The sequence below is a fragment of the Nitrospirillum iridis genome (genome assembly GCF_014205765.1).
In the GTDB taxonomy this organism is placed as follows: domain Bacteria; phylum Pseudomonadota; class Alphaproteobacteria; order Azospirillales; family Azospirillaceae; genus Nitrospirillum; species Nitrospirillum iridis.
In genome coordinates this window covers 1-11,753 of sequence record NZ_JACIIZ010000031.1, presented here as the reverse complement: position 1 = coordinate 11,753, position 11,753 = coordinate 1, and the positions used below count along the sequence as shown (strand labels likewise).

General features: G+C 68.2%; 11 protein-coding genes. 9 read left to right on the top strand and 2 right to left on the bottom strand.

All coding sequences use genetic code 11. The features are described from left to right. Position 1 precedes the first annotated feature (1 nt). The 4 genes from sseA to FHS74_RS29485 are packed head-to-tail and all read left to right on the top strand — an operon-like array spanning position 2 to position 2,702. Complete coding sequence (gene sseA / locus FHS74_RS29500) at positions 2-853, top strand: 3-mercaptopyruvate sulfurtransferase (RefSeq protein WP_184807853.1); 852 nt, start codon at positions 2-4, stop codon at positions 851-853. An 11-nt stretch (positions 854-864) separates the two neighbouring features. Next, on the top strand, positions 865-1,506 hold the full coding sequence (locus FHS74_RS29495; RefSeq protein WP_246463466.1) for a GNAT family N-acetyltransferase: 642 nt from the start codon (positions 865-867) through the stop codon (positions 1,504-1,506). Between the two features lie 14 nt (positions 1,507-1,520). Further along, the gene (locus FHS74_RS31400; RefSeq protein WP_184807851.1) at positions 1,521-1,736 is read left to right on the top strand and encodes an FUSC family protein; all 216 of its coding nucleotides are present in this window, start codon (positions 1,521-1,523) and stop codon (positions 1,734-1,736) included. A gap of 9 nt (positions 1,737-1,745) precedes the next feature. Continuing rightward, positions 1,746-2,702, top strand: a complete 957-nt coding sequence (locus FHS74_RS29485) for an FUSC family protein (protein WP_184807850.1) — start codon at positions 1,746-1,748, stop codon at positions 2,700-2,702. Between the two features lie 73 nt (positions 2,703-2,775). Here the strand turns inward: FHS74_RS29485 and FHS74_RS29480 are convergent, their stop codons facing one another. Together FHS74_RS29480 and FHS74_RS29475 are read right to left on the bottom strand one after the other, a co-directional pair. Beyond that, positions 2,776-3,156: a hypothetical protein gene (locus tag FHS74_RS29480; protein WP_184807849.1), complete on the bottom strand. Its 381-nt coding sequence runs from the start codon at positions 3,154-3,156 to the stop codon at positions 2,776-2,778. 359 nt (positions 3,157-3,515) lie between these two features. Continuing rightward, a complete protein-coding gene (locus tag FHS74_RS29475) occupies positions 3,516-3,827 on the bottom strand; it encodes a hypothetical protein (protein WP_184807848.1) in 312 nt (103 codons plus the stop codon). A 395-nt stretch (positions 3,828-4,222) separates the two neighbouring features. Here FHS74_RS29475 and FHS74_RS29470 point away from each other — a divergent pair, with 395 nt between their 5' ends. The 5 genes from FHS74_RS29470 to FHS74_RS29450 all read left to right on the top strand — a co-directional run bounded on the left by FHS74_RS29470 (position 4,223) and on the right by FHS74_RS29450 (position 11,629). Continuing rightward, positions 4,223-5,536: an amidohydrolase gene (locus FHS74_RS29470; RefSeq protein WP_184807847.1), complete on the top strand. Its 1,314-nt coding sequence runs from the start codon at positions 4,223-4,225 to the stop codon at positions 5,534-5,536. A gap of 100 nt (positions 5,537-5,636) precedes the next feature. Further along, positions 5,637-6,815 carry a cystathionine beta-lyase gene (metC, locus tag FHS74_RS29465; RefSeq protein WP_184807846.1) on the top strand — a complete coding sequence of 393 codons (1,179 nt, stop codon included), beginning with the start codon at positions 5,637-5,639 and terminating at the stop codon, positions 6,813-6,815. Next, entirely contained in the window at positions 6,812-7,255 is a 444-nt protein-coding gene (hisI, locus tag FHS74_RS29460; protein WP_184807845.1) for a phosphoribosyl-AMP cyclohydrolase, read from the top strand. The genes metC and hisI overlap by 4 nt, the downstream gene beginning before the upstream one ends. 228 nt (positions 7,256-7,483) lie before the next feature. After that, complete coding sequence (locus FHS74_RS29455) at positions 7,484-10,378, top strand: hybrid sensor histidine kinase/response regulator (protein WP_184807844.1); 2,895 nt, start codon at positions 7,484-7,486, stop codon at positions 10,376-10,378. 255 nt (positions 10,379-10,633) lie between these two features. Continuing rightward, positions 10,634-11,629 carry an IS110 family transposase gene (locus FHS74_RS29450; RefSeq protein WP_184807843.1) on the top strand — a complete coding sequence of 332 codons (996 nt, stop codon included), beginning with the start codon at positions 10,634-10,636 and terminating at the stop codon, positions 11,627-11,629. Positions 11,630-11,753 lie beyond the last annotated feature (124 nt).

Below are 11,753 nucleotides of genomic sequence, written 5' to 3'. Positions count from 1 at the left end.
CATGACCCAGAGCGCGCTCGTCTCCACCGATTGGCTGGCCCAGCATCTGACCGACCCGGATATCCGGGTGGTGGACGCCAGCTATCACATGCCGGCCGTCGCCCGCGAAGCCAAGCCGGAATTCGCGGCCCAGCACATTCCCGGTGCCGTGTTCTTCGACATCGACGGCATCGCCGACAGGACCATCCCCCTGCCCCACATGCTGCCCACGGCCGAGGTCTTCGCCCAGGCGGTGACGGACCTGGGCATCGGCCGCGATAGCACGGTCATCGTCTATGACGTCTATGACCTGTTCAGCGCGGCGCGGGTGTGGTGGACCTTCCGCGTCTTCGGCCACGACAGGGTCTTCGTCCTGGATGGCGGCCTGCCGAAATGGCTGGCCGAGGGCCGCCCGGTGGAGGCGGGCGCCGCCAGCCCCAAGGCGGCCGGCGTGCCCATCACCGCCCACCTGAACCCGGCCCTGGTGCGGAACGCCGACGCCGTGCTGGCCAATGTGGAGCGCAAGGTGGAACAGGTGATCGACGCCCGTTCCCAAGGCCGGTTCGAAGCGACGGCGCCGGAACCACGGGCGGGCCTGCGCGGCGGCCACATCCCCGGCAGCCGCAACGTGCCCTACACCGATCTGATCTCCGGCGGCCGCCTGCGCCCGGCGGATGAGTTGGCCGCCCGGTTCCAGGACGCCGGCGTGGACGTGAACCGCCCGCTGGTGACCAGTTGCGGCAGCGGCCTGACCGCCGCCATCCTGGCCCTGGCGCTTTATGAGATCGGCCAGGCCGATGTCGCCCTCTACGACGGGTCATGGACGGAATGGGGCGGCCGCGCCGACCTGCCCGTCGCCACCGGCCCGGCATGAGCGCGCCGCCTATGACGCTGGCCACCTGGACACTGCCGGAGGACCTGCCGGCGGGTAAGCTGCCCGTCACCGTGACCTACCTGGAAATGGCGGAGCCCCCGACGGGACCGGCCCAGCCCCGGCCGGTGGGCGTGGACGGGCCGGTGCACGCCCGCAACTGTCCGCCGGCCTACTACCGTTTCCTCTACGACACGGTGGGCGATCCCTGGCTGTGGGAATACCGGCGCCGCATGGCGCCGGAACGCCTGGCCCAGATCCTGGCCGATCCGGCGGTGGAGGTGCACGTCGTCGCCATCGAGGGCGTGCCGGCCGGCTATATCGAGCTGGACGCTGAGAAGTTGGCCGGGGACGGTCCTGACGGCGGCACGATGGAGGTGGCCTATTTCGGCCTGATGCCCTGGGCCATCGGCCGGGGTATCGGCCCCTGGCTGCTGGATTGGGGCGTGCGCCGGGCCTGGGCCACGCCGGCGGTGCGACGGCTTACGGTCAACACCTGCACCTTCGACCATCCCTCAGCCCTCGGCCTGTACCAGCGCGCGGGCTTCCGCGCCTTGCGCACGGAAGACAAACTGGTGGACGATCCGCGCCTGAGCGGCCTGCTGCCCTTGACCGCCGCCCCGCATATCCCCTTGGCCCGCCGGCCCCAGCCTTGAGCGCCTGATCCATCATGAAGCTGCCGCCCGCCCTGCGCGCACCGGAACTGCGGCTCGCCTTCCGGGTGACCGTGGCCGGGACGGCGGCGCTGGCCATGGCGCGGCTTTTCAACCTGCCGCAAGGCTTCTGGGCTGTCATCACCGCCATCATGGTCATGCAGGCCAGTATCGGCGGATCGCTGAAGGCGGCGGTGGACCGCTTCGCCGGCACCCTGTCGGGGGCGGCCTAGGGCGCCCTGGTGGCCACCTTCGGGCCGCACGACACGCTGGCCCATCTCTGCCTGACCCTGGCGGCGGCCCTCGGCCCCTTGGCCTGGGTGGCGGCGCGCTATCCCGTCTGCAAGCTGGCGCCGGTCACCGCCGCCATCGTCCTGCTGAGCTCCGCCGGTGGCGCCCATTCCTCCTTCACCCTGGCGCTGGACCGGGTGCTGGAAATCATCATCGGCACAATCATCGGCTTGGGCGTCGCCCTGTTCGTCCTGCCCTCCCGGGCCCATGGCGCGGTGCTGGACGCCGCCGCCCGGGTGACGGATCTCTGCGCCGACATGCTGGACGTGCTGCTGGATCCGGAACTGACAGCCGATGCGCGCCAGGGCATCCCCAAACGCCACGCCCAACTGGGGGCGGCGTTGCGCCCCTTGGACACCGCGGCGGAAGAGGCGCAGCGCGAACGCCGCACCTGGTTGGGCGACCAGCGCGATCCGGCGCCGCTGGTGCGGACCCTGACCCGTATCCGCCATGACCTGGTGATGGTCAGCCGCGCCACCGCCAACCAGCCCGCCTCGGGCAACGCCGCGGCCCGGCGCTTGTATGAAACCCAGGCCGGCGTGCGCCGGCAGGGCGTGTGGTTCTTGCGCCACGCCGCGCTGGCGCTGCGCACGCAGGGCCAGCCACCCGCGATCGAACCGGTGCAGGCGGCGACACAGGCCTATCTGGACATGGTGCAGACCCTGCGGGCCGAAGGGGTGCTGCGCGAGCTGGCGCGCGGCGTGACGGGCCAGATCTACACCCTGTCCTTCGCGGTGGAGCAGTTGGCCCAGGATCTGGCCGACCTGCACGCCCGGGCGGATGAGATGCGCCCGCCCGCCCGGATGGCGGACAAGAAGCCCGAGGGGGAGGTGACCGCGCCGACCGTCACCGAGGCGCACCCGGCCTCAGGCGCACGGACCGACCAAGGCGCCCCGCCGTCGGCGTGAGGCGGGAACGGCCAAGCCGACACCCCCGCCCCGCCGCCGGAGAGACTGAACACAAGAAGACGGTGGGACCCGCTTAGTGGGCGGTGTCAGCGACCTGCTCCACCGGCAGGGCGGAGAAATCACGGGCCACGACCTTCAGGTCGCGGATGGTGCGGTCGTAGCTGCTGGCGATGGCGGCGCGGCCATCGGGCGTCCAGGCGATGACGCTGCGGGCGCTTAGGTTGTCCAGGCAGGCCAGGCGGGCCTGCGCGGCCTTGCCATAGGCGCGGACTTCAGCCGTGGCGGCGCTGACATCCGCGGCCGAGGCGGTGGCGGACAGGTGATTCACCGGGGCGACGGGGGCCTTGCCGCAGGCGCGCTCAACACCCAGGGACTGGGCCATGGCGGCGGGGGCGGCGGCGGTGACCAGGCCACCCAGGACCAGGGCGGCGAACACGCGGGAAATAGAAGCCATGATGACTCTCCGATGGCGAAAGGTTGTGCCCTTGACGGTCGCGCCCTCCCCCGCGGATTGATTGGCGAAATCAGCTGGTGAAAGCGATTTCGCAAACGCACCGTATTCCATTGTGCGCTGCGGCAAACCTTAGGCATCGGCAGTTGGGGTGTCAACCAGCGGCCGGAGACTGGTAGCGCTATCATTTCTTGGCAATTCCGGCCGAAGTCGTTGAGGGAAAAGAGAGTTATCTTTCCGGGCCCTGCATTCGCATTCATCGCATGCCTGCCATGCGCTATTGAAAAAGCGGCCGGAGGCCGGCCGCTTTCGCAAGGAAACGGACAGGAACACTGGGAACGGTCGCTGGCCAGCGACCGGTTTCAGTCGCCGGAGGGCGCCGGGAGGATGGCGGGGCCGACGCTGCGGCCGGCGGCATCGCTGGCGGCGGCGACCTTGGCCAGGCAGGCCCCACGCGCCTTGGCCTTGGCCGCGTAGCCATTGACGGACGCCACGAAGGCATCCCCGTTGATGACCGCCGGCGGCGCATCCAGCCGCTTCAGGGATAGCACGGGCGCCGGCCCGCAAGGCCCGGCGGAACCGGCCGCCATCGCGGAACCGGCCGCGATGGCGAAACCGATCAGAGCGAGCGCCACGCCCACGGGGATGAGTACGGATTTGAACATTACTGTCATGGGTCATCTCCTTGAAAAACAAGGGTGACGCCTTCCCGATCGGGCCTGCCCCATCGCGGTCCGGCTGCGTCGCCGATTTTGTTAATTTCTCGTTATGGTTATCCATTCCTGTAATAACGCTACTTTAGACTGTCGCGGCCTGTCAATCACGCCGACGATGGAGGAAGGACGCCTTAGCCATAGAGGCACCGGAAAATAAGAGAGAGGCCAGTGTGGGCCGGGCGGGCCAACGCCGGAACGGGGCGCCCAGGCGGCGCATGGCTGATATGCGCGCGCATGGCACCACCATGGGCTGGCCCGCGCCCGGCGGGCAGGTACGCTCTGCGGGCAGGAAAGGCCAAGCCGGCACCCAAGCCGGCACAAGGCGATGGCCGTAAACAATAAGGGGCGGTGAGATGGGTAAGGCACATATCGGCTGGATCGCGGCGCTGGGCATCGGTCTGGTCGCCAGCACGGCCCAGGCGGGCGATCGCGAACAGGCCCAGGCCACGGTGGACACCCGCGCGGCGGTGGAGCAGCCCAAGATCATCGCTTGGCGCCGTGACATCCATGAACACCCCGAACTGGGCAACCAGGAGGTCCGCACCGCGGCCTTGGTGGCCAAACACCTGAAGAGCTTAGGCCTGGAGGTGCGCACCGGCGTCGCCAAAACCGGCGTGGTCGCCGTGTTGAAGGGCGGCAAGCCGGGGCCGGTGGTGGCGCTGCGCGCCGACATGGACGCCCTGCCCGTGACCGAACAGGTGGACCTGCCCTTCGCCTCGAAAGTGAAAACCCAGTACGAAGGCCACGAGGTGGGTGTGATGCACGCCTGTGGCCACGACACCCACGTCGCCATGCTGATGGGCGTGGCCGAGGTGCTGGCCGGCATGAAGGACCAGCTGCCAGGCACGGTGAAATTCATCTTCCAGCCGGCCGAGGAAGGCCTGTCCAAGGGCGAGGTCGGTGGCGCCGAACAGATGCTGAAGGAAGGGGCGTTCGAGAACCCGAAGCCGGACACCGTCTTCGGCGTGCATGTCATTTCCACCCTGCATGCCGGCGATGTCGGCTATCGCCCCGGCGCGTTCATGGCGTCGGCGGACGAGTTCACGATCACCGTGCACGGCCGGCAGAGCCACGGCGCCCTGCCCTGGACCGGCGTCGACCCCATCGTCACCGCCTCGCAGATCGTGCTGGGCCTGCAGACCATCGAAAGCCGGCAGATGGAGGTGATCAAGGAGCCGTCCATCCTGAGCGTGGGCAGCATCCACGGCGGCAACCGCAACAACATCATTCCCGAGACGGTGACCCTGAACGGCACCATCCGCGCCTTCGACGAAGGCATGCGCAACGATCTCGACAAGCGCCTGCGCCGCACCGCCACCGGCATCGCGGAATCCGCCGGCGCCACGGTCGACGTCGACGTCATCAAGGGCTATCCGGTCACCGTCAACAATCCGGAACTGACGGCCAAGATCGTCCCCACCCTGCAGCGGGTGGCCGGCAAGGACCATGTGAAGCTGATCGACAAGGTGACCCCATCCGAGGACTTCTCCTACTTTGAGCAGCAGGTGCCGGGCGTCTACCTGTTCGTCGGCGTCACACCCGCAGATGTCGAGCTGTCCAAGGCCCCATCCAACCACTCGCCCAAATTCTTCGTGGACGAGTCCGGCCTGATTGTCGGCGCCCGCACGCTGGCCCACCTGACGGTGGATTACCTGTACGGGCTGTAACGCAACGGAGGCATGACGGAAGGCGGCGGCAGGGCCGCTTCCCTGACACCGGGGGCGGTGCCAAGATGCCCGCCCCCTTCCGTTTGTGACCGGCACGCCCATGTCTGAAGACACGAAAAACCCCGCCACGCTGCTGGTCCATGCCGGCCGCAACCCGCTGGACAATTACGGCGTGGTCAACGTGCCGCCCTACCGGGCGTCCACCATCCTGTTCTCCTGCCTGGATGAGCTGGAGGGGCATGATCCGGAGCATCGGGCGCCGCGCTACGGCCGCCGGTCCACGCCCAGCAGCCTGGCGTTCGAGGACGCGGTGGCGGCGCTGGAAGGGGGGCACCGCGCGGTGGTGGCCAGTTCCGGCCTGGCCGCCGTCACCACGGCACTGCTGGCCTATGCCGAAGCCGGCAGCCACCTGCTGGTGGCCGACACGGTCTATGGCCCCTCGCGCGATTTCTGCGACAAGGTGCTGGCACGGCTGGGCGTCACCATCGAATATGTCGATCCGCTGATCGGTGCCGACATCGCGCACAAGCTGCGGCCGGAGACCACGGCCATCCTGCTGGAATCGCCTGGCTCCCTGACCTTCGAGGTGCAGGACATCCCGGCCATCGCCTCGGCCGCCCACAACAAGGGCGTGGCCGTGCTGGTGGACAGCACCTGGTCGGCCGGCATCTGCAGCAAGCCGCTGGATCTGGGCGCCGACATCGTCATCCACGCCGCCACCAAATACTTCGTGGGCCATGCCGACGCCACCTTGGGCGTCATCGTCGGCACGCGGGAAGGCTGGCAGCGGGTGAAGACCACGGCCCTGCAGCTGGGCCAGAACGTGGGCGGCGACGACCTGTACCTCGCCATGCGCGGCCTGCGCACACTGGCCGCCCGCATGGCCCGCCACCAGGAGACCGCCCTGGCGCTGGGCCACTGGCTGAAAGGGCGGGCAGAGGTGCGGCGGGTGCTACACCCGGCCTTCCCCGACTGTCCCGGCCACGAGACATGGAAGCGTGATTTCACTGGTTCCAGCGGCCTGTTCACCGTGGAGCTGACCAAGCAGCCGCGCGCCGCCGTCGCCGCCCTGGTCGACGGGATGGAGCAATTCGGCATGGGTTTCAGCTGGGGCGGCTTTGAGTCCCTGATCCTGCCCACCGACCCGCGGAACATCCGCACGGCCACGCCCTGGGCCGGCACCGGCACCCTGATCCGCCTGCATGCCGGGCTGGAGGATGCCGACGATCTGATCCGCGACCTGGAAAAGGGCTTCGCCCGCATGAAGGGGGCCGCATGAGCGCCATCAGCTATCCCCTGCCCGCCGCCGCCGTCGAGGCGACGCTGACCGCCATCCGCTTCGACGCCAACGGCCTGGTGCCGGCCATCGCCCAGCAGTTCGATACGGGCGAGGTCCTGATGATGGCGTGGATGAACCGCGAAACGGTGGCGGAGAGCCTGGCCAGCGGCCGGGCCTGCTACTGGTCGCGCTCCCGCCAGGCGTTCTGGCGCAAGGGCGACACCTCGGGTCAGGTGCAGTATCTGCGGGAACTGCGCGTGGACTGCGATGGCGACACCCTGCTGCTGCTGGTGGACCAAGCGGGTGTGGCCTGCCACACCGGCCGCCGGTCCTGCTTCTACCGGGCGGCGAAGCCCGAGGGTCTGGCAACCATCGCCGACGTGGTGACCGACCCCCTAGACTTGTATCCGCCGCATGGCCATGAACATGCGGCCTCGTAACTAAAGCGCCCCCCATCCCTCCTGTTTTCCAGTATTGTCCCAATTGACGGGCGACCATTTGATCGCCGACCATTTGGCAGCGGGCGGGCCGGTCCGGTTTTTTGGGTGGAAACCGACGGGGCCCGCGGGGGAACGACGCGTATGACTGGCGCGGATCAGGGGGCTGGCGGCGGACGGGGACAGGCTTTCCCGCGCCCCCGGGGGTTGGCGCAGCCGACAACCCTATTCATGGTGCCGACCACGCCGTCGCAGCATTCGGCGGCTTTCCTGGTGGGGCTGGCGCTCCTGGCGCTGTTCGTGGTCGGCGCCGTGGGGGCGAAGACGTCGGTGGGCAACGTGCCCGGCCTGCTTCCCGCCTATGCCGTCATCGTCCTGATCACCGACCTGCTGACATCCTTCCTGATCGCCAGCCAGTTCATGCTGTCCGGCCAACGGGCACTGTTGTGGCTGGTGGGCGGGTATGCCTACTCCGGCGTCATGGCGGTGTTGCAGGTCGCCGCCCTGCCGGGCGCCTTCGCCCCGCTGGACCCCGACGGCGCGCTGTCGCAGTCGGCGCTGTGGCTCTACGTGGCCTGGCACATGGCCTTTCCCATCGCCGTGCTGGGTTTCGCCTATCTGCAACGCACGGTCCCGCCGCCGGTCTCGCCAACAGCGCGCCGGCCGCTGGCCTTGACGGCGGGCCTCGGCGCGGCGGTGGCGGCGGCCATCACCATGGTCGCGGTGCTGTATTCCATGGACCGCTGGCTGCCGCATGTGACCCTGGTCAACACCTACAACAACGCCTTGCTGGTCAAGATCGTCTATCTGGTCATGCTGCTGCTGAACTTCAGCACGCCGGCCATCCTGGCCACCGTCACCCGCGTGCGGACGGTGGGCGACCTGGGGCTGCTGATCTCCACAGTGGCGCTGGCCTTGGACACGCTGCTGAACGGTCTGGGCCTGGCCCGCTTCACGCTGGGCTGGTTCCTTGCCCGCGCGGACGGCGCCATCGCCTCCAGCGTCGTGCTGCTGCTGCTACTGGCCGAAATGGTCAGCCTGTACCGGCGGGTCCACCTGATGAACGGGCAGCTGAACACCCAGCGCGAACGGCTGCTGGGCCTGACGGACGACCTGGAACGCGCCCGCCGCACGGCGGAGGAGGCCCGCCAGGTGGCTGAGCGGGCCAATGCCGCCAAATCCGATTTCCTGGCCAATATGAGCCATGAGATCCGCACCCCCATGAACGGCGTCACCGGTATGGCGCAAATCCTGCTGGACACGCCGCTGACCACCCAGCAGCGCGGCTATGCCGAGATCATCCGCGACAACGCCGACGCCCTGCTGGCGGTCATCAACGACATCCTGGACATCTCGAAACTGGAAGCGGGCAAGGTCAGCCTGGAACGTATCCAGTTCAATCTGGATGAGCTGGTGGACGGTGTGCTGGCCATCCTGGGGAACAAGGCGCGCGACAAGGGGCTGGAGATCGGCGCCCTGGTCCATGACGCCGCCGCCGGCATGTGGTGGGGCGACCCCACCCGGGTGCGGCAGGTGCTGCTGAACCTGCTGGGCAACGCCATCAAGTTCACGGCCAAGGGGGCCGTGTCGGTGGACATAACGCTGCTGGGCGACGGACCGGCCCTGCCCGAACAGACGCGGCTGCTGCGCGTCACGGTGCAGGACACCGGCATCGGCATCGACCCGGCGCAAGCCGGCAAGCTGTTCCAGATGTTCGAACAGGCGGACAGCTCCATCACCCGGCGCTTCGGCGGCACCGGCCTGGGCCTGGCCATCAGCCGCCAGCTGGTGGAGCTGATGGGCGGCACCATCGCGGTGGAAAGCACCCCTGGCGAGGGCGCGACCTTCTGGTTCGACATACCGCTGCAACGCGCCGTGGCGCCGTCCTCGTCGGTCCAGCCCCTGGGCAACCGGCTACGTGGCCGCCGCGCCTTGGTGGTGGACGACACCCCCGTCAACCGCCTGATCCTGGTTCATCACCTCATGACCTGCGGCATGGCGGTGGATGAAGCGTCCGGCGGTCCCCAGGCGCGCAATCATCTGCTGCAGGCCATGGCCGCGGCGGAAGCCGGTGCCGAGGGAAGCGGCCCCCCGCTGCCCGACGTCATTCTGGTCGACCACCATATGCCCGAGTTGGACGGCCCCGCCCTGGCCACCTGGATCCGGTCGGAACCCCGCCTGGCCGGCGTCCGCCTGCTGCTGGCCAGTTCGCTGGAGGCGCCGGCGGGGTCGCGGGAAAGCCTGTTCGACGCCGTGGTGCCCAAACCCATCCGCCGGCCGCAATTGCTGGAGGCGTTGGCCAAGGCTTGCGGCCTGCGCAGCGAGATGGAGGTGGTGCCCCGGCCAGCCCCCATCGTCGCCACCGGCAAAGGCCGTATCCTGGTGGTGGAGGACAACGTCACCAACCAGACCATCGCCTCGGTCCTGCTGGAAAAGGCGGGATATCAAGTGCAGATCGTCGAGGATGGGGCGCAGGCGGTGCGCGCCTGCCTGCAGGCCCGTTTCGATCTGATTCTGATGGACGTGCAGATGCCGGTCATGGACGGCATCGAGGCCACCCGCCGCATCCGCGCCGTGGACGACCGCGTGCCCCCGGTGCCCATCATCGCCATGACAGCCAACGCCATGACCGGCATGCGCGAGGATTACCTGGCCGCCGGCATGGACGACTATGTGTCCAAGCCCTTCAAGGCCGACCGTTTCCTGGACACGGTGGCGCGCTGGCTGGCGGCGCGGGCGCCGCGGCCGGAGGGCGAGCCCGACGGGACGGCCTTGCTGCTGGAACCCAAGGTGCTGGCGCGGTTGGAACGCACCGTGCCGCCGGCGGATTTCCGGGCCTTGGTCGAAGGCATCGTCAACCGCGGACGGGGGCGGCTGGACGCCGTTCTGGATCTGGCCGGCGCCGACGCCCCCGACGCGCTGCGCGAGGCGACGCGCGACCTGGCGGTGATGGCCGACAGCTGCGGCCTGGTCCTGCTGGCCCGCCAGTCCCGCCGCCTGGCCGACGGCCTGGCGGCCGATGGCCCCACCACCGATATTCCCGCCCTGCTGCGGGAACTGGCCGACCTTGGCCATCGTTCGTGGGATGCCCTGGGCCAGCGCTTCCTGGGCGCGCGCGTCGCCTGACCCCAATCGAGTAGGGGGATTCCTCACGCTCTCCCCCTCTCATACCAACGGCATTTGATCGTGACCGGTCAAATGCCCCCTTGTATGTCGGATGTGGCTGTTCCGTGAGACGGTATGGCTAGCGGCGGCGGGTGAGTCTGTAGTGCCCCACTGCCTTTGAGCACGGGTTTGAGATCTGGCCCCCGCCGCTTTTGGCCGCGTAGAGACCGTACGGTATCGGAGGCCCCATCCGTTGGTGAGCCTGGATGCACAAGGATGGTCGCGCACTGCGGCCCAACCTTGCGACCGGCGGAGGGGATGATGGGCGGTTACCTTGGTATCGACATTGCCAAGCAGAAGTTCGACGTGCTGCTGCTGACGCAGGAGAGCAAGCGGCACAAGGTTTTCAGCAATGATGAGGGCGGGTTCGAAGCCTTGACCGCCTGGCTGGGCGATCAGGCGGATGGCTTGCACGCTTGCATGGAAGCGACGGGCGGCCTGGGGAATGACCTGGCGCTGTTCCTGCACAGCCGGAATATCGCAGTCAGCATTGTCAATCCCTTGCGGATCAAGGCCTTCGGCCAATGTGAGATGATCCGGACCAAGACCGACAAGGTTGATGCCGGCGTCATCGCCCGCTTCTGCCGCAGCCAGTCTCCGGCCCTCTGGCAGCCGGCGTCGGTCCGTATTCGCGAACTCCGTGCCCTGGTCCGACGCTGCGCCGCGCTGAAGGAAATGCGCGTTCAGGAGCTCCAGCGAAAATCCCAAGGCTCAGTCTTCGCCTCGGTCAAGGAATCACTGGACCGCTCCATCGCCTGGCTGGATGCCGAAATCAAGGCGCTCAGTACCGCCATCGCCGGCCTCATCCGGCAGGATGAAGCCATCCGCGAAAATCACCGCCTGCTGGTCTCCATCCCAGGCTTCGCCGCTCAATCGGCAGCCATCCTGCTCGCGGAAATCCCCGACTTCCGCGCTTTCTCCCATAACAAACAGATCACTGCCTTCGTCGGCCTCAATCCTCAAGACCACCAGTCCGGGAGTTCCGTCCACAGGCGTGCCCACATCAGCAAGGTCGCAAACGCCAGGGTGCGGGCCGTCCTCTACATGTGCGCACTCTCCGCAAGGCGGCACAATCCCATCCTCAAGGCCTTTGCAGACAGGCTCAACGAGGCGGGCAAAGCTCCAAAGGCTATCCTGGTCGCTGTCGCCAGGAAGCTGCTCGTCATCCCCTACGGCATACTCAAAACACGCCAAGCCTTCAAATCAGCTTGACCATCAACACGGTATCTCTAACGCGCGCCGCGTTAGCGTCCGAGAGCGTGGTGGAAAATCGGTGATCGCCCGGGGTGGGGCATGCCCCACCCCGGGCGGCGGCGGGCGGGAGGTGGTCATTGGT